The organism is Streptomyces sp. NPDC002092, from assembly GCF_053593775.1.
In genome coordinates, this window is the sequence record NZ_JBSFDG010000004.1 from 1 (window position 1) to 18862 (window position 18862).

Below are 18862 nucleotides of genomic sequence, written 5' to 3' on the forward strand. Positions count from 1 at the left end.
TTCTTCGCGAACTTGGTCCGCAGGAACTTCTCGGTGCCCTCGGTGGGCCGGTGGTACATCCAGGACAGCAGGCCCAGCGCGAACATGTTCTTGCTGCGCTCGGCCTCCTTGCGGGAGAGATCGAACTCCTTGAGCGCCTCCACCGTGAGGGTGGTCAGCGGCACCGGGTGCAGGCTGTACCCGTCGAGCGAGCCGTCCTCCAGCGGGGAGGCGGCGTACCCGACCTTCTGCATCGCCCGTTTGGTGAACTCGTCCGTGTTGACGATGATCTCCGCGCCGCGCGGCAGATCGGCGATGTTGGCCTTGAGCGCGGCCGGGTTCATCGCGACCAGCACATTGGGCGCGTCGCCCGGCGTGAGGATGTCGTGGTCGGCAAAGTGCAGCTGGAAGGACGACACACCCGGCAGGGTCCCGGCAGGCGCGCGGATCTCGGCCGGGAAGTTCGGAAGAGTGGACAGATCGTTCCCGAAGGACGCGGTTTCGGAGGTGAAACGGTCACCGGTGAGCTGCATACCGTCACCCGAGTCCCCCGCGAACCGGATGATCACCCGGTCCAGCTTGCGTACGTCCTTCGTCCCGCCCGGCCCCCGCTGCTCTCCGACGACGGCTCCGTCTGCCTGCTCCGCTGTCCTGCTGACCTGGCTGGTCACTGAACTGGACCTCCCTCGAGGCGGCTGTCTGGGACCGGCCTTCCCGTAGGCCTTCCCAAAATCAACCCTACGTCCGGCAGGGTCGCCTTCCCGTGGCCATTCGCATCATGGACACGGTTTTGAGACGGTGCGACGCCCTGACTTGTCATGATTTCTCGCCCCCCGGCGCTCCCTTTGAAGACGCTTCGTGCGATTCGTTCGGTTCTATTGGGTTCTATACGTGGACCGAGGCCGGACGGATGCCGGATCGATGACTGAACGCGCGCTTACTGACTCAGTGTCAGCCCGTCAGGAGTTCAGATAGGTGAGGACCGCGAGAACGCGCCGGTGATCCCCGTCACTCTGGGACAGCCCGAGCTTCAGGAAGATGTTGCTGACGTGCTTCTCCACGGCGCCGTCGCTCACCACCAGCTGCCGCGCGATGGCCGAGTTGGTCCGCCCCTCGGCCATCAGCCCCAGCACCTCCCGCTCCCGCGGGGTGAGCCCGGCCAGCACGTCCTGCTTACGGCTGCGCCCCAGCAGCTGCGCGACCACTTCCGGGTCGAGCGCGGTACCCCCCTGGGCCACCCGCACCACGGCATCCACGAACTCCCGGACCTCGGCCACCCGGTCCTTGAGCAGATATCCGACGCCATGACTGGAACCGGCCAGCAGTTCGGTGGCGTACCGCTCCTCCACGTACTGCGACAGCACCAGCACCCCGAGCCCCGGATGGGCCTTGCGCAGCTGCACCGCGGCCCGCACCCCTTCGTCGGTGTGCGTCGGCGGCATCCGCACGTCCGCGACCACGACATCGGGCAGCTCACCCTGCGCGTCCAGCTCGGTGATGGTCTTGATCAGCGCGTCTCCGTCACCCACCCCGGCGACCACGTCATGCCCACGGTCGGTCAACAGCCGGGTCAGCCCCTCCCTGAGCAGCACTGAATCCTCGGCGATGACCACCCGCACCCTGTCCTCCACGATTCCCCGGCCCCCCGTGCCCGACTCCGTCTGCCAGTGGTCCAGCATTCCAGCATTCGGACCCGACCGCCTCTGACCAACGGGAATCAGCGGGAAACCGGCTCAATGACACTTTTCAGCCGTTGTGCCGCCGGTCAGGCACTTTCAGCCCGTCCGGCGTTTGAGGACGAGGCCGTTCAGGCCGATCGGGGGTCCAGGGGGCGGAGCCCCCTGGCGGGGGCGAAGGGGCAGCGTCCCTGGGGACGGGACGGGTAGGGGCGGCGGGGGCGAGCTGCATCCGTCAGCGGCCGCCGCGGGCCCCTGCGCTCACCCCACCGCCCGCTCCCCCCGCCACGGCAACTCCGCAGTCACCCGAGTAGGCCCGCCGACAGGCGAATCCACCACCAGAATCCCGTCCACCGCATCCAACCGCTCAGCAAGCCCTCCCAGCCCGGACCCCCCAGAGGCATCCGCCCCACCCACCCCGTTGTCCACAACCTGCACCATCAGCCGGCTCTCCACCCGCCACACATCCACCGCGGCCCACGTGGCCCGCGCATGCTTGCTGATGTTCTGCAGCAGCTCCGACACCGTGAAGTACGCGATCCCCTCGATCGCCGGCGCCGGCCGCTCCACCAGATCCACCTCCACCTGCACCGGCACGGTGCACCGCGAGGCCACAGCGGACAGCGCCGCATCCAGCCCCCGGTCCGTCAGCACCGCCGGATGAATCCCACGCGCCAGATCCCGCAGCTCCTGCAACGCCGTCTTCACCTCACCGTGCGCCTCGTCCACCATCCGCGCCGCCGCCCGCGGATCCTCCGCCAGCTTCTCCTTCGCCAGCCCCAGATCCATGGCCAACGCCACCAGCCGGGCCTGCGCCCCGTCATGCAGATCCCGCTCGATGCGCCGCAGATCCGCAGCCGCGGTGTCCACCACGACGCCCCGGTCCGACTCCAGCTCCACCACCCGCGTCGCCAGCCGCGACGGCCCGAGCAGCCCATGCACCAGCACCCGGTCCACCATCGTCAGCGCCCGCACGATCCACGGCGTGGCCAGCGTGAACAACAGCCCCACCAGCGCGGTGACGGTGATCTCGAAGGGGTTGTCGAGGTAGATGCTGTGGCTGCCGTCGCCGTACAGCTGAAGCCCGCCCTGACCGCCGTACATCGGAAAGAGCCAGAACCACAGCGGATACGTCAGCAGCCCCCAGCCGTACGCCCAGAAGTTGACGGCGACCACGAACGAGAACACCGACCACGGGAACTGCACCACCGCATACAGCAGCGCCCGCCACGACGTGCCGCTCTTCAGCACGGCCCCCATCCAGGCCAGCACACCGGAATTCTTCATCCGCAGCGGCTCCGGGTCGCCCACCTCGAGCCCCAGCAGCCCCCGCGCCCGCGCCCGCTCCAGCGCGCCGAAGCCCCGGCAGCCGGCCAGCCCCGCCGCCAGCACCGGAATCCCCAGGAACGTCACCAGCAGACCCGCCCCGAGCGACACCATCGTGACGGCGTAGACGAAGAGCATGATGCCGATCGGCAGGCTCAGCAGCACATACCCGAACTCGCGCCAGCTGCGCCCCTCGAACGGCGCCCGCAGCCCGGCCGGCAGCCGGCGCCGCGCCCCCTCGGTGAACCCGAGCCCGCTGTCGTGCCCGTAGCCCTGTCCGTACTCCGTGGCCATCGGCGTCGTCCGTTCTACTCGTCCCGTTCGCCCTGTCCGGCTGTGACTGTCCTGCCGTACCCCCACACTGCTGCGCCGCAGGTCCGCGGACCATGGAGGCCGTCGGCCTCTTGGGAGTGGGGTTTTCCCTACCTCTCACCGGGAGCGCGGTCGCGCCACGGCAGCTCCGCGGTGACCACGGTCGGCCCGCCCTGCGGTGAGTCGATGACGAACAGTCCGTCGACGGCGCCCAGCCGGTCGGCGAGCCCCTGCATCCCCGAGCCGCCGTCCAGGCGCGCACCCCCGCGGCCGTCGTCCTCGACCTGGATGAGCAACCGGTCCGTCGCCCGCCACACCTCCACGGACGCGGTCCTCGCCGCACTGTGCTTGCTGATGTTCTGCAGCAGCTCGGAGACGGTGAAATAGGCGATGCCCTCGATGGCCGCGGCGGGCCGTGAGCCGAGGTCGACCGTCACCTTCACGGGGACGGTGCAGCGTGAGGCGACCGCGGACAGCGCGGCGTCGAGCCCCCGGTCCGTCAGTACGGCGGGATGGATCCCCCTGGCCAGATCCCGCAGCTCCTGCAGCGCGAGCTTCACCTCGCCGTGCGCCTCCGCGACCATCTCCGCCGCCGCGTCGGGGTCCTCCAGGAGCTTCTCCTTGGCCAGGCCAAGACCCATCGCCAGATTGACCAGGCGGGCCTGCGCGCCGTCGTGCAGATCGCGCTCGATGCGCCGCAGATCGGCGTTGGCGGTGTCGACCACGACGCCCCGGTCCGACTCCAGCTCCGCGATACGCCGCTCCAGCTCGTCGGAGGGCGACAGCAGCCCGCGCACCATCGCCCGGTCGGCGTTGGCCAGACCCCGCGCGATGAACGGCAGCACCGGCCACAGCACGAACAGCGAGGTCAGCGTGATGACAAAGGTCAGGATCCCCCAGGGCAGCCGGATGAAGTCGTACAGCACCGTGCGCCAGCCCACCGGGTCCTTCACCCGCATCCACAGCCACGGCAGGAAGCCGGTGCCGCGTCCGGGCAGCCGGCTCGGCTCGTCCACCCGCACCCCGAGCAGCTTCCTGGCCCGCGCCCGCTCCATCCTGCCCAGCAGCCGCGCACCGGTCAGACCGGCCGCCAGCAGCGGGAACCCGATCACCGTCACGGTCAGCCAGAAGCCGGTGAACAGCACCGTCACGACGTAGACGAACCCGATCAGCGACACCGGAAGGTTCGCCAGCAGATGCGCGATCTCCTTCCAGGTGTGCCGGTCGTAGGCGAAACGGGCAGGCGGCAGACGGTCGCCGTCACCTTCCGGGGCCCCCATCGGGCGCGTGTGTCGTTCGGTCATATGGGCTAGCGTGCCGCGCGCCGCGCCCCCGCGCCATGAGGTCGGCCGCCCCCGTCCCCTGGGGAAAACCCCACCCCGACAGCTCCTCGGCGCTTCCTGGCATCTCAAGGTCGTCTCAAGCGGTGACGGGCTGCTTACCGTCTCTTTATCAGGGCCTAGACTCCCGTGCGTACAGATCGTCGAACAGCAGCGTTCATCAAGGTCGCAGGGAGCGAGGGGTACGGACGTGCGGGAATCGACCGTCGCCGGTCCGACCGTCGTCGCGGCGGACTACTTCCAGTCGTACTCGGTCGTCGGACTGCTCGCCGTCGTCGGCGTGCTCTTCGTCGCGGTCGCCTTCGGCGCCGGCCGACTGCTGCGGCCCATGGTCCCCACCCCCGAGAAACTCCTCACGTACGAGTGCGGAGTCGACCCCGTCGGCGAGGGCTGGGCCCACACCCAGGTCCGCTACTACGTCTACGCCTTCCTGTACGTCATCTTCGCCGTCGACTCGATCTTCCTGTTCCCCTGGGCGACGGTGTTTGCCGCGCACGGGTACGGCGTGACCACACTGGTGGAGATGTTCATCTTCCTCGGCTTCCTGGCCGTGGGCCTGCTGTACGCATACAAGAAGGGCGTCCTGGCATGGACGTGACGACGCCGGACACCAACGGTCAGCCCGTACTCCTCCCGGAGCCGAAACGGCTGGGCGCCCTCGCCCGCCTGGCCCCCGAGCCGATGAAGGTGGTCCTGAACTGGGGCCGCCGCTACTCCCTCTGGGTCTTCAACTTCGGCCTCGCCTGCTGCGCGATCGAGTTCATCGCCGCGTCGATGGCCCGCCACGACTTCATCCGCCTCGGCGTCATCCCCTTCGCACCGGGCCCCCGCCAGGCCGACCTGATGGTCGTCTCCGGCACGGTCACGGACAAGATGGCCCCGGCCGTGAAGCGCCTGTACGAACAGATGCCGGAGCCCAAGTACGTCATCTCCTTCGGCGCCTGCAGCAACTGCGGCGGCCCCTACTGGGACTCCTATTCCGTCACCAAGGGCGTCGACCAGATCATCCCGGTCGACGTCTACGTCCCCGGCTGCCCGCCCCGCCCCGAGGCCCTCCTCCAGGGGATCCTGAAGCTCCAGGAGAAGATCGCCCGCGAGTCGCTGGGGGAGCGGTACGGAACCGCACCGGCACGCCCGTCGGCGGCGGCCCTGCAAAGCGGCCTGGTGAAGCCCCCGTCTCCCGACGCTCCCTCGGAGGAGGACCGATGAGCACGGTCGGCTGGCTCCCCGCCCCCGCCGACGAGCTGTTCGGTACGGAGGCCACCGCCGAGGAGTCGTACGAGCTCCTGACGGTCGACGTCCCGCCGGCGAGCTGGCCGGCAGCGCTGCAGGTGGCCCGCGACCAGCTGTCGTGCACCTACTTCGACTGGCTGAGCGCGGTCGACGAACCGGGCACGGGCTTCCGCGTCTCGGCACACGTCGTCTCCCTGTCTCCCGTGCGCCGTCTGCTGCTGCGCACCACGGTCCCGCACGACGCGCCGACGCTGGCCTCCGCCGTCGGCGTCTACGCGGGCGCGGCCTGGCACGAACGCGAGACCCACGAAATGTTCGGCGTCGTCTTCGAGGGCCACCCCGCCCTGGACCACCTCCTCCTCCCGGAAACCTTCGAGGGCCACCCCCTGCGCAAGGACTTCGTCCTGGCCGCCCGTGTGGCCAAGGCCTGGCCGGGCGCCAAGGAACCCGGCGAGTCCGACCACGGCGGCCCCAAGCGCCGCCAGATGCTCCCGCCGGGCGTCCCCGACCCGAACGAGTGGGGCCCCCTGAAGGGTCAACTCCCCCCTGCCCCGGCCCGCCCCACCCGAGCCGCAGGCCGCGCCTCCGCCGACCGCCCTGCCCGCCCCGCCGGCGACCGCCCGGTACGCCGCGCCCGCTCGGCAGCGGAGGGCTCGGCAAGCCAGGCGGCCACATCGCCTTCTGCCGATGCACCGGCCGCTCCGCGGCGTGCGCGGTCGGCGGGGGAGGGCTCGGCAAGCCAGGCGGAGGGTACAAGCGGGCGTGCGGCGGACGCAGGGCGTGCCGATGCCCCGGCTGCACCACGTCGTGCGCGGTCGGCGGCGGAAGGGTCGGTGAGCCAGGCGGAGCCGGCTGCGGCTGAGGGTGCCCCGGCCGACCGGCAGCCGGGTGTCTCCGGTGCGGCAGCGCCGCGACGCACACGCAGCGCGAGTGAAGGCTCGGCCTCGCAGCCCCCCCGAGCCCCGTCGCCACAGAGCCCAAGCACCCGACCCGCACCCGCCCCCCGCAGTTCTGACGCCCCGTGGCACCACGCCCGCCCGGCTTTCGACGAGCCGGAGACCAGGCCTGAGGGCGAGCCGAGGATGGAGAGCGGGCCGGCCCCGAAGGGTGCGGCCCCCGAGACCGAAGCGGTGCCTGGGACGAAGCCGAGCCCGGAAACGAAGCCCGGCGCGGACTCGAAGCCGGCCCCGGAGGGCGAGCCGAGCCCGGTTCCCGAACGGCCCTCGGCGGCTGAGCCGAGCCCGGATGGCGAGCCCGTCGCCGAACCGCCGAGCGAAGCCGAACCCAGCCCGAAACCGTCCGCCGACGCCGACTCCGACGCGGGTTCAGGCCCCTCCGCCGAGTCAACCCCCGGTGACAGCCCCTCAAGGCCGACCTCCGCCAAGGAGGCCCCCGCCGAGGAGTCCCCCCACGCCACCCCGGAAGATCCGTCCGCCGAAGATCCGTCTTCGAACCCAGAAGACCCCGCAGGAGGCCCGCAGTGACCGACGCTCTGGACGTCACCCTGCGACTCCTGATCGTGTTCGTCGTCTTCCTCACCTTCCCTCTGATCGTCGGCCAGACCGAGCACAAGGTCATGGCCCACATGCAGGGCCGCCTCGGCCCGATGTACGCCGGCGGCTTCCACGGCTGGGCCCAACTCGTCGCCGACGGCGTGAAGTTCGCGCAGAAGGAAGACATCGTCCCGGCGGGCGCGGACCGCCGCATCTTCCAGCTCGCCCCCGCTGTGGCTCTCCTCCCGTACCTCCTGGTTCTCCTGGCCATCCCCATCGGCCCGGGCGAGGGCGCCGTGGGTCAGGTCCTGGACGCGGGTATCTTCTTCGTCCTGGCGGTGATGGGCGTAGGCGTCCTCGGCTCCCTCATGGCCGGCTGGGCCTCCGCGAACAAGTTCTCCCTCCTCGGCGGTCTCCGCACCGCCGCGCAGCTCCTCGCCTACGAACTCCCGATGCTCCTCGCCGCCGCCTCCGTCGCGATGGCGGCCGGCACGGTCTCCCTCCCCGGCATCCTGGACGCCTTCCACTGGTGGTGGCTGCCCTGGCAGATCGTCGGCGCGGTCGTCTTCTTCGTCGCCGGTCTCGCCGAACTCCAGCGCCCGCCCTTCGACATGCCCGTCGCCGACTCGGAGATCATCTTCGGTGCGTACACCGAGTACACCGGCCTGCGTTTCGCCCTGTTCCTCCTCGCCGAGTACGCCGGAATCATCGTCCTGTGCGGGCTGACCACCGTCCTCTTCCTGGGCGGCTGGCACGGCCCGTGGGGCGCCGACGGCCTCGGCTGGGTCTGGACCCTGCTGAAGACGGCCGTCCTCGCCTTCCTCGTGATCTGGCTCCGCGTCACCTATCCCCGGCTACGCGAGGACCAGCTCCAGAGACTCTCCTGGACCCTCCTCGTTCCTCTCTCCCTCGCTCAGATCGCCCTCACCGGCATCGTCAAGGTGGTGATCTCCTGATGGCTGAGCCGCTTCCCCCCACCCGCTCCCGTATCCCCGGCTCCGGTCTGGCCAAGGGCCTGGCGGTCACCCTTCGCACCATGACGCGGAAGACCGTCACCGAGCAGTACCCGGACGTCCAGCCCGACCTGCCACCCCGCACCCGCGGCGTCATCGGCCTGTTCGAGGAGAACTGCACGGTCTGCATGCTCTGCGCCCGGGAGTGCCCGGACTGGTGCATCTACATCGACTCCCACAAGGAGACGGTGCCGGCGGCCACCCCGGGCGGCCGTGAACGCAGCCGCAACGTCCTCGATCGTTTCGCCATCGACTTCTCCCTGTGCATGTACTGCGGCATCTGCATCGAGGTCTGTCCTTTCGACGCCCTGTTCTGGTCCCCGGAGTTCGAATACGCCGAGACCGACATCCACGAACTCACCCACGAGCGTGACAAGCTCCGTGAGTGGATGTGGACGGTCCCGGCCCCGCCCGCCCTCGACCCCGGCGCGGAGGAGCCGAAGGAGATCGCCGCCGCCCGCAAGACCGCGGAGAAGCTCGCTGCCGCGCAGGCCGAGCCCACCGGAGCCGCCGAGCCTGCCCGGCCGACCGAACCCGAGGGAGGCGCGTCGTGACCTTCATCGCAGCCACCGCGACGGTGACACAGGCCACGGCAGCTCACGCGTCGGTAGCCCACGCCCACGCCGCCACGACCGCCGCCGGCGCCCACGGCTTCCTCTCGCCGACCGGTGTCGAGATCGCCTTCCTCCTTGTGGGCCTCGCGACCTTCGGCGCAGCCCTGGTCACCGTCACCACCCGGCAACTGGTGCACGCCGCCCTGTGGCTGGTGGCCACCCTTGGTGGCCTTGCTGTCGAATACCTCCTGCTCACCGCCGAGTTCATCGCCTGGGTGCAGGTCCTCATCTATGTGGGTTCCGTCGTCGTCCTCCTCCTGTTCGGTCTGATGCTCACCAAGGCCCCGATCGGCCGCTCCCCGGACGCCGACTCCGGCAACCGGTGGGCCGCGCTCACCGTGGCCCTCGCCGCGGCCACCGCCCTGGTCTGGGTCGTCGTCGACGCCTTCCGCACGACCTGGATCGACCTGGACGGCCCGGCGGCCGGTTCCACCGCCGTCACAGGAGCGAGCCTCTTCCAGAACTGGGTCCTCCCCTTCGAGGCCCTCTCCGTCCTCCTCCTCGCCGCCCTGGTCGGCGCGATCGTCCTGTCCCGCAAGGCGAAGGCGGAGATGAGCTCTCCCCCTGTGAACTCCCGGGCTGACACCGGCAGTTCCCCATCCGTCCCTGATTCCCGTAATCACCCGATCGAGGGAAACAGCCCGGCCGAGCAGGAAGGCGCCCGCTGATGCACCTCGCCTATCCCGCCGTACTCTCCGCCCTCCTCTTCTGCACCGGCCTGTACGGCGTCCTCGCCCGCCGCAACGCGATCCTGGTCCTGATGTCCGTCGAGCTGATGCTCAACGCCGTCAACCTCAACCTCGTCGCCTTCGACGTCTGGCTCAGCAAGGCCGCCCAGGAAAAGCTGCACTCCGGCCAGGCCCTGACCCTCTTCACCATTGCCATCGCCGCCGCCGAGATCGGCATCGGCCTGGCGATCGTCCTCGCCGTCTACCGCAACCGCGGCACCTCGGACATCGACAAGCTTCGCGACAGCGCCGAGGGCCACGAGAGCGACGGCCCCGACGGCAACGCCCTCACGGCGGAAGAGACCGGGAAGGCTGAGGCCACCGCGTGACCACGACCACCCTCGCCGTCCTCGTCCCCCTCCTGCCGTTCCTGGGCGCCGCCTGCGGCCTGCTCCTGGGACGCACGGCACCCGGCTTCGTCCGCCCGCTCGCCGTCCTGCCGACCGTTGCCTCTCTGGTGCTGGCGGTGCTGGTCGCCATGCATCAGGGCGGCGACCAGGCGATCGACGCCGCCACCGAGCTCACGCCCACCGGCTCGGTCCCCATCGAACTCGCCCTGCACATCGACGGCTTCGCCGCCCTCGTCGCCGTTCTGGTCGGCGTCGTAGCCACCTGCGTGCAGATCTACTCGACCGGCTACCTGCGCGACGACCCGCGCTACCCCTCGTACGCCGCCCTGGTCTCCCTCTTCACCTCCGCGATGCTGCTCGTCGTCTACTCCGGCGACCTGATCGTGCTGCTGGTCGGCTGGGAGATCATGGGTATCTGCTCGTACTTCCTGGTCGGCCACTACTGGGAGACCCCCGAGGCCCGCGCCGCCTCCATCAAGGCCTTCCTGGTGACCAAGCTCGGTGACGTCCCCTTCCTCATCGGCCTGTTCGCCCTCGCCACCGATGCCGGCTCCTTCCGCATCACCAAGGTCCTCGGCACCGTCGCGAGCGGCGGACTCCACCACCCGACACTGATCGCCCTGCTGCTCCTGGCGGGGGTGGCGGGCAAGTCGGCGCAGTTCCCGCTGCACACCTGGCTCCCCGACGCGATGGCGGGCCCGACGCCCGTCTCCGCGCTGATCCACGCCGCGACGATGGTGGCCGCCGGCGTCTACTTCATCGCCCGCCTCCTCCCGGTCTTCGAGGCCTCACGGGCCGCGATGGTCGTCCTCGCCGTCATGGCGGCTGTCACGATGGTCGGCTCGGGTCTCGCCGCGCTCGCCCAGGACGACATCAAGCGCGTCCTCGCCTACTCGACGATCGGGCAGCTCGGCTATATGACCGGCGCCCTCGCCGTCGGCGACCGCGGAGCGGCCGTCTTCCACCTCCTGTCCCACGGCGCCTTCAAGGCGCTGCTGTTCCTCGCGGCCGGCGTGATCATCCACGCCGCCGGCACCAACTCGCTGGCCACCATGTCCCGCATGCAGGGCCTGCGCGAACGCATCCCCGACGCCTACTGGACGATGACCGTGGCGCTTCTCGCGCTCGCCGCGATCCCGCCCTTCAGCGGCTTCTTCTCCAAGGAGTCCGTCCTCGGCGCCGCCGAGCACGTGGCCACCGGCCACACCGGGGACGCCCCTCTCGCCGCAGGCTGGATCACCCTCGTCGCCGGCCTGCTCACCGCCGTGCTCACCGCGGCGTACGCGCTGCGCCTGTGGCTGCTGGCCTTCCACGGCCGGGGTGCCGAAGCCCCCGACCACGGCCGCCAGCCGCTGACCATGACCGTGGTGCTGTGGGTCCTCGCCGTCCCCTCCCTCGCGCTCGGCGGGCTCACCTACCGCTTGCTGCCCGACTGGTTCGACGGCCGTGACCTCACCCCGACGCTCACCACTTCCGTGCTCGGCACGGGCGTGGCCCTGGTCGGCGGCATCGTCACCTATGCGGCCTGGCGGCACACCACCGTCCTGGCGTCCCGCGCCCCGCTCGGCGCGGTCGCGGCCCACCCCGAGGGCGATGCCGGACTCGTCGAGGCCGAGGCCATCGCCAGCCACGCGCCCGCCTACGGGGGAGTGGCCTACGCGCCCGACCCGGCGGACCCGGGACGGCTGCTTCTCGGCCCGCTGCACCGGCACGCAGCCGTCGGCTTCCAACTCGACGCGGTGTACGCGGCCCTCTTTGTCCGGCCGGTCCAGGCCGGAGCGAGTCTCGTCCGCTTCCTGGACCGCGAGGTCGTCGAGACCTACGTACGCGGCGCGGGCGCCCTACCGCGTCTGCTCGGTGCCGCCGTACGGCGCGCCCAGACCGGCAATGTGCAGACCTATGTGAGCGCGCTGCTCGCCGGCACCGTCGTCCTGGCGGTCGCCGTCCTCCTCGTCGCCACGGGAGCGTGAGCAGGCGTGATCGATATCAACGAGTCCGTGATGCAGTTCCTTCTGGCATTCGTCGTCGTCGGCCCGCTCCTCGGGGCCGTCGCCGCTCTCCTGCCCGCTCCGCCGGGACTGAAGGGGAAGTCACCCGAGCAGGCCGTGCTCCGCCACGGCGTGACCGTGACCGGCGTGGTCCTCATCGCCGCGATCGCCCTCGCGCTCGGCTTCGACCACGACCACCCGTCGAAGATGCAGGCCACGACCGACATCAGCTGGATCCCCGCACTGGACGTGCGGATCCACCTCGGCATCGACGGCATTTCCCTCCCCCTTCTGGTCCTGACCGCGCTGCTGACCTTCCTCTGCGCGCTCTACTCGTATTTCAAGCAGCAACATCAGCGGCTGACGCCGCGGGCGTCGGGCCCGACCCCGAAGGCCTTCGTCGCACTGGTGCTGGTCCTCGAGTCCGGCACCAGTGCGAGCTTCGCCGTCCTCGATCTGCTGCTGTTCTTCCTCGCGTTCGAGATGGTCCTCGTCCCGATGTACTTTCTCATCGCCCGCTGGGGCGGCGAGGGCCGGACCCAGGCCGCCTGGCGGTTCATCCTCTACACACTGCTCGGTTCGGTCGTCATGCTGCTCGGCCTGCTCCTGATCGGGATCAAGGCCGGCACATTCGACATGGTGGCACTCGCCACTGACAACGGCCGGTCGCTGACCACATCCGTGCAGGTCATCGCGGTTTTGGCGATTGGGATCGGGCTCGCGGTCAAGACTCCGATGTGGCCGCTGCACAGCTGGCTGCCCGACGCCCACACCGCCGCCCCGACCGTCGGCTCGGTCCTGCTGGCCGGTGTCCTGTTGAAGATGGGTACGTACGGTTTCGTCCGGATCCTCCTCCCGATCGCGCCGGACGGGCTCCACACCTTCGCGCCCTACCTCGCCGCCTTCGCCGTCGTCGGGATCATCTACGGTTCGCTGGCCTGCCTGGCGCTCGCCAAGCAGGGAGCGAAGGGCGATCTCAAGCGCCTCATCGCCTACTCCTCCGTCGGTCACATGGGCTTCGTCCTGCTCGGCATCTCGACCATGACCCCGACGGGTGTGAACGGCGCCCTGTTCGCCAACATCGCCCACGGCCTCATCACCGGCCTGCTGTTCTTCCTGGTCGGAGCGCTCAAGGACCGCACGGGCACCACCGACCTCGACACCCTCGCCGAGGAGACCGGTGCCGCGCTCTACGGCAAGGCCCCCCGCCTCGGCGGTCTGCTCGCCTTCGGTGCGGTCGCCTCGCTCGGTCTGCCGGGCCTGGCCGGTTTCTGGGGCGAGATGCTGGCCCTGTTCGGCGCGTTCAAGCCCGCCGGCGACCTCAGCCGGCCGGCCTTCCTCACCTTCATGGCGATCGCGGCCCTCGGCACCCTCCTCACGGCCGCCTACATGCTGGTCGTGGTCCGCCGCGTCTGCATGGGCGCGGTACCGCAGGAAGCGCCGCAGCTCGCCGACGTCCACACGTACGAGTTCGTGGCCTGGACCCCGCTTGTCGCCCTCACCGTCGCCGCCGGTCTGTGGCCCAGGGCCCTCCTCGGCCTGACCGACCCGGCCGTGCAGCAGCTTCTCTCAGGAGGCACCCGATGAGCTCCCTGGCGCAGCCGCTGGCCGCGAGTGTCGTCCAGTCCGTCGACTGGCTCGCCATCGCGCCACCCACCCTCACGGCGGTCGTCGGACTCGTCGTCCTGGTCGCCGACCTGTTCGTCGCCGACGCCAGGAAGGCGCTCCTCGGCTGGGTCTCGGTCGCCGGCCTCGCCGCCTCCGCGCTCCTGCTGCTGCCCCTTCTGGACGGCGACCGCAGCACCTTCTGCGTGAACGGCACACACGCGTGCAGTTACACCGCGGACCGCTTCACCCTCGTCATCCAGTTCCTGGTCCTCGGCGGCGCCTTCCTCACCGCCCTCCTGTCGGTGACAGCCCTGAAGGACGCCGACAGACAACTCCCCGAAGGGGAGTACTGGTTCCTGCTGCTCTCCTCCGCGGCCGGCGCCGCCCTGCTGCCCGCCTCCCGCGACCTCGCCACCCTGATCGTCGCCCTGGAGGTCGCCTCCCTGCCCGCCTTCGCCCTCGTCGGCATCAGGCACGGCGACAAGAAGTCCTCCGAGGCGGCCCTGAAGTTCTTCCTGTCGTCGGTCACCGCGACCGCTGTCAGCCTCATGGGCATCAGCTTCGTGTACGCCACCACCGGCACCCTCTACCTCACCCAGGTCGCCGACCGGATCCAGCACGTCGACGGACAGCTCCACACGCTCGCCCAGACCGGTGTCGTCCTCACCCTCGTCGGCTTCGCCTTCAAGACGGCCGCCGTGCCCTTCCACTTCTGGGTCCCAGACACCTACGTGGGCGCACCCCTGCCCATCGCCGCCTATCTGTCGGTCGTCGGCAAGGCGGTCGGCTTCTCCGGCCTGATCCTCGTCACGGTCGTCGCGTTCCCGTCGTACGCCGACGTCTGGGGGCCCGCGCTCGCGGTGCTGGCCGCGCTCACCATGACCGTCGGCAACGTCGGCGCCCTGCGCCAGCAACCCACGCGCGCGTACAGCGCGGTACGCCTGCTCGCCTGGTCGTCAATCGGCCAGGCGGGCTACCTCCTCGTACCGATCGCCGCGGCCGCCTACTCCGACAAGGCCGAGCACTCGATCGGCTCCACGGTCGCCTACGCCCTCATGTACGCCGCCGTGAACCTCGGAGCCTTCGCGATGGCCGCACTGGTGGGCCGTACCGCGTCTGCGAACCGCATCACGGACTACCGCGGCCTCTACGCGAGCAATCCGGTCGCCGCCCTGCTGCTGGCCTTCTTCCTGCTCTGCCTGGCCGGACTGCCCCCGGGCATCATCGGCCTGTTCGCCAAGGTCACCGTGTTCTCGGCGGCGGTCGAGGCGGGACTCGGCTGGCTCGCCGTGGTCATGGCCGTCAACGTCGTCATCGCCCTGTTCTACTACCTCCAATGGACGGCACTGCTGTTCCGCGCCCCCGAGGGCGAGCCCGTCAAGCACCGCCTCCCCGCGCCCCTCACCGCGGCGATCACCCTCACCGGCGTCCTCGGCATCGCCCTTTCCGGAGCACCCCAGCTGGTCCTGCGCTTCGCCGGCACAGCCCTCTTCTGAGCCGACGCCGGCCACCCAGGGGCGCCGTCACCCGGACGGTCCACGCAGGTCGCCGTACGCACAAGGGAACTAGTGGCCCTCGCCTGGCGTTGACCGGTACGGGAGGGTCCACTGGACGTGACACCACGGCACCAGTGGCACCCGAGATCAGCAAGCAAAGGGTTCCCCTGCTGCACGACTTGGAGGGCGTACCGTGCACCGCCGGCACAACGGGCTAAGGACCGCAGTTCTCCTCGGAGGACTGTCCGCCCTCATCATCGTCATCGGCAGCTTCTTCGGCCGCATGGGGCTCGTCGTCGCGGTTGTGATCGCACTGGGCACGAACGCGTACGCGTACTGGAACAGCGACAAGCTGGCGCTACGCGCGATGCGCGCGCGCCCCGTCAGCGAGTTCGAGGCGCCCGCCCTCTACCGCATGGTCCGCGACCTCTCCACCCAGGCCCGCCAGCCCATGCCGCGCCTGTACATCTCCCCGACGGAGGCACCGAACGCCTTCGCGACGGGCCGCAACCCGCGCAACGCCGCGGTGTGCTGCACGGAAGGCATCCTGCGCATCCTGGACGAGCGCGAACTGCGGGGCGTCATCGGCCACGAGCTCAGTCATGTCTACAACCGCGACATCCTCATCTCGTCAGTCGCCGGGGCCCTGGCCTCAGTGATCATGTTCCTGGTCAACTTCGCCTGGCTGATCCCGGTCGGCCGCTCCAACGACGACGACGGCCCGGGCATCCTCGGCATGCTGATGATCATGATTCTGGGCCCGCTCGCGGCCACCCTCATCCAGCTGGCCATCAGCCGCTCCAGGGAATACGAAGCCGATGCCTCCGGCGCGCAGTTGACCGGCGATCCCCTCGCGCTCGCCGGTGCGCTGCGCAAGCTCGAAGCAGGTACGAGGCAGCTGCCGTTGCCGCCCGAGCCGCGCATCGAGACCGCGAGCCATATGATGATCGCGAATCCTTTCCGCCCGGGCCAGGGACTCTCCAAGATGTTCTCGACACACCCGCCGATGGCGGAGCGCATCGCCCGGCTCGAGAAGATGGCAGGTCGCCCCCAGTGAAAACCATCCTGAACGTCATCTGGCTCGTCCTGAGCGGTTTCTGGCTGTTCCTCGGTTATCTGGCCGCGGGCATCCTTCTCTGCATCACCATCATCGGCATCCCGTTCGGCATCGCGGCGTTCCGCATCGGTGTCTACGCCCTGTGGCCCTTCGGGTACACGACGGTCGAGCGCCGCGACGCCGGTGCGCCCTCCTGCGTCGGCAACGTCCTGTGGCTGGTCCTCGCGGGCTGGTGGCTCGCGCTGACGCACATCGTCACCGGCGTCGCCCTGTGCATCACGATCATCGGCATCCCGTTCGGCATCGCCAACTTCAAGCTGATCCCGGTCTCGCTGCTGCCGCTCGGCCGCGAAATCGTGCCGACGGACCAGCCGTTCGCCGCTCGCTGACCAACCTGGACCAGGGGGGGCGGCCCGCTCGCTCCCATCCGAGTGACCAGGTTTTCCACAGCTCGAAGGTTGTCCACAGGCCCGACCGATTGTCAGTGGCGCCTTGCATCATGAACCCATGACCGAGAACGAGCAGTTGCTGGTACGGGTGTCGGCCAAGGCACACAACACCCGCCCGTGGGGCTGGCCTTCACTCCCGCAGCCGGCCGACGCGTCCACGCTGGCCCGCGCCGAGACCGCCCTTGGCTTCTCCCTGCCTCCGCTGCTCGCCGAGCTCTACCTGCGCATAGGAGACGGCGGATTCGGCCCGGAGTACGGCCTGTTGCCCCTCCTCGACAGCCCGCCCGCCGGCGAGCCCGCCGCCGTGGCGCAGTACCTCGCCAACCGCGAGAGCGCCCGCAAGGACCCCGACTGGCCCTGGCCCGAAGGTGTTCTGCCGATATCCCACTGGGGCTGCGCGATGTACGCGTGTGTGGACTGCCGCACCCCGGAAGCCCCAGTCCTCCTCTTCGAGCCGAACGTCGACCACTCCGACCACGCCTGGTACGTCGACGCCCCCAGCCTCACGGCCTGGCTGAGGTCCTGGGTGGACGGCACGGGCTGGTACGAGGAGACGAACGAGGAACTCGAGATGATCCCTTGGAACGACCTCCGCATACGCACCACGGCGGCACGAGCGTCCTAGCAGCCGCGACACCATGCGCACGACAGTGCAGCGAACCCGCTAGCTCGGCGACTGCGGAGATCCCGCGAGACAACTGCCGGAAGAACGAACTCCGCCCCCGGCCCTGACGGCCGGACATGCCCACCCTGGGCCGGAAACCTTGATCAGGGGCCCGCCCGCCCCGACTGGTGTTCGGCCCAGTGCGCTACCGCGCAGCCACCCGTCGCCGTACGCCATACGTGCCCACACCCACCGCCAACACTCCCGCGCCCACGACCACCGAAACCGCCGGCAGCGAGAACGCCAGCACCACGCACCCGAGAAGACCCACTGCAGGCAACAGCCGAGCCCTCGTGGCCGAACTCAACGTCCAGGCGGAGGCATTGGACACGGCGTAGTACGCCAGCACACCGAAGGAGGAGAAACCGATCGCACCCCGTACGTCCACCGTGGCGGCCAGGGCGGCGACCACGGCACCCACGGCCAGTTCGGCCCGGTGCGGCACCTGGAAGCGCTGATGCACGGCCGACAGCGCGCCGGGAAGGTACCGGTCGCGGGCCATGGCCAGCGTCGTCCGAGAGACGCCCAGGATCAGGGCGAGCAGCGAACCAAGCGCCGCCACGGCGGCCCCCACCCGAACCACCGGAACCAGCCCCGGCACGCCGGCCGCCCGCACCGCGTCGGCCAGCGGAGCACCCGCACTCCCGAGGCCGCCGGCCCCCAGCACGGAAAGGACAGCCACCGCCACGCACACGTACACCGCCAGCGCGATGCCCAGAGCCAAGGGGATCGCGCGTGGGATGGTTCGCGCCGGATCCCGGACTTCCTCGCCCAGGGTCGCAATGCGCGCGTACCCGGCGAACGCGAAGAACAGCAGCCCCGCCGCCTGCAGCACCCCGCCCACACCACCCGAGGTGCCTACGTCCAAGCGCCCCGCGTCGGACGTCCCGGACCCCAGGCACACCACCACGACGGAAGCGAGGACAGCCAGCACCACCGCCACGATCACCCGCGTGACCCATGCGGACTTCTGAACACCGCCGTAGTTCACCGCGGTCAGCGCCACCACGGCTGCGACCGCCACGGTGTGCGCCTGCCCCGGCCAGACGTACGCCCCCACGGTGAGCGCCATCGCCGCGCACGACGCAGTTTTCCCGACCACGAACGACCAGCCCGCGAGATAACCCCAGAACGGGCCGAGCCGCTCACGCCCGTACACATATGTGCCACCAGAGGCCGGATACAGGGCGGCCAGCCGCGCCGACGCGATGGCGTTGCAGTAGGCGACGACGGCGGCGACGGCGAGGCCGAGCAGCAGCCCGGACCCGGCCGCGCGCGCCGCGGGTCCCAGGGCGGCGAAGATCCCGGCGCCCACCATCGAGCCGAGCCCGATGACGACGGCGTCGCCCACGCCCAGCGTGCGCCGCAGTTCGGAAGCAGTACCGGTCGATGCCATGTCCCGCACCCTACTGATCACTGCAACCGATGAGTGCCGCTGCGACGTCCTGCTCATCAACAGGGCAGGAACAAGCACACGGCGCGCAGCGGATCTTGACCGAAATCTCACTGTCCGGAAAGTGCAGCCACAGTGCGAAA

The 18862-nt window shown here is 70.1% G+C and carries 18 protein-coding genes; 13 read left to right on the forward strand and 5 right to left on the reverse strand.

What is annotated here, in order from left to right; genetic code table 11:
* The 4 genes from ACWCRD_RS10005 to ACWCRD_RS10020 form a co-directional block, all read right to left on the reverse strand.
* Positions 1 to 650 (reverse strand): 2-oxoacid:acceptor oxidoreductase family protein (locus ACWCRD_RS10005; RefSeq protein WP_450965425.1); only part of this gene is annotated, 650 nt, incomplete at its 3' end.
* 288 nt (positions 651 to 938) lie between these two features.
* On the reverse strand, positions 939 to 1598 hold the full coding sequence (locus ACWCRD_RS10010; RefSeq protein ID WP_311736815.1) for a response regulator transcription factor: 660 nt from the start codon (positions 1596 to 1598) through the stop codon (positions 939 to 941).
* A gap of 318 nt (positions 1599 to 1916) precedes the next feature.
* Positions 1917 to 3275 carry a sensor histidine kinase gene (locus ACWCRD_RS10015; RefSeq protein WP_450965426.1) on the reverse strand — a complete coding sequence of 453 codons (1359 nt, stop codon included), beginning with the start codon at positions 3273 to 3275 and terminating at the stop codon, positions 1917 to 1919.
* Positions 3276 to 3403: 128 nt separating this feature from the next.
* Positions 3404 to 4597, reverse strand: coding sequence for a sensor histidine kinase (locus ACWCRD_RS10020; RefSeq protein WP_450965427.1), 1194 nt, complete (start codon positions 4595 to 4597; stop codon positions 3404 to 3406).
* Positions 4598 to 4823: 226 nt separating this feature from the next.
* Between ACWCRD_RS10020 and ACWCRD_RS10025 the strand changes: the two genes are divergently transcribed.
* From ACWCRD_RS10025 to ACWCRD_RS10085, 13 genes are all read left to right on the forward strand, one after another.
* Positions 4824 to 5231 (forward strand): NADH-quinone oxidoreductase subunit A, encoded by a 408-nt coding sequence (locus ACWCRD_RS10025; RefSeq protein ID WP_344403636.1) that lies wholly within the window; start codon positions 4824 to 4826, stop codon positions 5229 to 5231.
* On the forward strand, positions 5222 to 5842 hold the full coding sequence (locus ACWCRD_RS10030) for an NADH-quinone oxidoreductase subunit B (protein WP_344403637.1): 621 nt from the start codon (positions 5222 to 5224) through the stop codon (positions 5840 to 5842). Before ACWCRD_RS10025 ends, ACWCRD_RS10030 begins: the two co-directional genes overlap by 10 nt.
* Entirely contained in the window at positions 5839 to 7350 is a 1512-nt protein-coding gene (locus ACWCRD_RS10035; protein WP_450965428.1) for an NADH-quinone oxidoreductase subunit C, read from the forward strand. The genes ACWCRD_RS10030 and ACWCRD_RS10035 overlap by 4 nt, the downstream gene beginning before the upstream one ends.
* Positions 7347 to 8315, forward strand: coding sequence for a complex I subunit 1/NuoH family protein (locus ACWCRD_RS10040; RefSeq protein ID WP_450965429.1), 969 nt, complete (start codon positions 7347 to 7349; stop codon positions 8313 to 8315). The genes ACWCRD_RS10035 and ACWCRD_RS10040 overlap by 4 nt, the downstream gene beginning before the upstream one ends.
* Positions 8315 to 8926, forward strand: coding sequence for a NuoI/complex I 23 kDa subunit family protein (locus ACWCRD_RS10045; RefSeq protein WP_450965430.1), 612 nt, complete (start codon positions 8315 to 8317; stop codon positions 8924 to 8926). The genes ACWCRD_RS10040 and ACWCRD_RS10045 overlap by 1 nt, the downstream gene beginning before the upstream one ends.
* A 23-nt stretch (positions 8927 to 8949) precedes the next feature.
* Entirely contained in the window at positions 8950 to 9654 is a 705-nt protein-coding gene (locus ACWCRD_RS10050; protein ID WP_450965820.1) for an NADH-quinone oxidoreductase subunit J family protein, read from the forward strand.
* Positions 9654 to 10043, forward strand: a complete 390-nt coding sequence (gene nuoK / locus ACWCRD_RS10055; protein ID WP_450965431.1) for an NADH-quinone oxidoreductase subunit NuoK — start codon at positions 9654 to 9656, stop codon at positions 10041 to 10043. Before ACWCRD_RS10050 ends, nuoK begins: the two co-directional genes overlap by 1 nt.
* On the forward strand, positions 10040 to 12034 hold the full coding sequence (locus ACWCRD_RS10060) for an NADH-quinone oxidoreductase subunit 5 family protein (RefSeq protein ID WP_450965432.1): 1995 nt from the start codon (positions 10040 to 10042) through the stop codon (positions 12032 to 12034). The genes nuoK and ACWCRD_RS10060 overlap by 4 nt, the downstream gene beginning before the upstream one ends.
* Before the next feature lie 6 nt (positions 12035 to 12040).
* Positions 12041 to 13639, forward strand: a complete 1599-nt coding sequence (locus ACWCRD_RS10065; RefSeq protein WP_450965433.1) for an NADH-quinone oxidoreductase subunit M — start codon at positions 12041 to 12043, stop codon at positions 13637 to 13639.
* Positions 13636 to 15156: an NADH-quinone oxidoreductase subunit N gene (locus tag ACWCRD_RS10070; RefSeq protein WP_450965434.1), complete on the forward strand. Its 1521-nt coding sequence runs from the start codon at positions 13636 to 13638 to the stop codon at positions 15154 to 15156. The genes ACWCRD_RS10065 and ACWCRD_RS10070 overlap by 4 nt, the downstream gene beginning before the upstream one ends.
* 193 nt (positions 15157 to 15349) lie before the next feature.
* A complete protein-coding gene (gene htpX, locus ACWCRD_RS10075) occupies positions 15350 to 16213 on the forward strand; it encodes a zinc metalloprotease HtpX (protein ID WP_344403646.1) in 864 nt (287 codons plus the stop codon).
* Positions 16210 to 16602, forward strand: a complete 393-nt coding sequence (locus ACWCRD_RS10080; protein WP_450965435.1) for a YccF domain-containing protein — start codon at positions 16210 to 16212, stop codon at positions 16600 to 16602. The genes htpX and ACWCRD_RS10080 overlap by 4 nt, the downstream gene beginning before the upstream one ends.
* A gap of 118 nt (positions 16603 to 16720) precedes the next feature.
* Positions 16721 to 17287 (forward strand): SMI1/KNR4 family protein, encoded by a 567-nt coding sequence (locus ACWCRD_RS10085; RefSeq protein WP_450965436.1) that lies wholly within the window; start codon positions 16721 to 16723, stop codon positions 17285 to 17287.
* A 184-nt stretch (positions 17288 to 17471) separates the two neighbouring features.
* On the opposite strand, the gene ACWCRD_RS10090 is transcribed toward ACWCRD_RS10085, so the two are convergent.
* Entirely contained in the window at positions 17472 to 18722 is a 1251-nt protein-coding gene (locus ACWCRD_RS10090) for an APC family permease (protein WP_450965437.1), read from the reverse strand.
* Between the last annotated feature and the right edge of the window lie 140 nt (positions 18723 to 18862).

Excerpts from the sequence above, each read along its gene's own strand:
- ACWCRD_RS10015 (WP_450965426.1), bottom strand. The coding sequence starts at position 3,275 with ATGGCCACGGAGTACGGACAGGGCTACGGGCACGACAGCGGGCTCGGG.
- ACWCRD_RS10020 (WP_450965427.1), bottom strand. The coding sequence starts at position 4,597 with ATGACCGAACGACACACGCGCCCGATGGGGGCCCCGGAAGGTGACGGC.
- ACWCRD_RS10030 (WP_344403637.1), top strand. The coding sequence starts at position 5,222 with ATGGACGTGACGACGCCGGACACCAACGGTCAGCCCGTACTCCTCCCG.
- ACWCRD_RS10035 (WP_450965428.1), top strand. The coding sequence starts at position 5,839 with ATGAGCACGGTCGGCTGGCTCCCCGCCCCCGCCGACGAGCTGTTCGGT.
- ACWCRD_RS10045 (WP_450965430.1), top strand. The coding sequence starts at position 8,315 with ATGGCTGAGCCGCTTCCCCCCACCCGCTCCCGTATCCCCGGCTCCGGT.
- nuoK (WP_450965431.1), top strand. The coding sequence starts at position 9,654 with ATGCACCTCGCCTATCCCGCCGTACTCTCCGCCCTCCTCTTCTGCACC.
- ACWCRD_RS10070 (WP_450965434.1), top strand. The coding sequence starts at position 13,636 with ATGAGCTCCCTGGCGCAGCCGCTGGCCGCGAGTGTCGTCCAGTCCGTC.
- ACWCRD_RS10085 (WP_450965436.1), top strand. The coding sequence starts at position 16,721 with ATGACCGAGAACGAGCAGTTGCTGGTACGGGTGTCGGCCAAGGCACAC.
- ACWCRD_RS10090 (WP_450965437.1), bottom strand. The coding sequence starts at position 18,722 with ATGGCATCGACCGGTACTGCTTCCGAACTGCGGCGCACGCTGGGCGTG.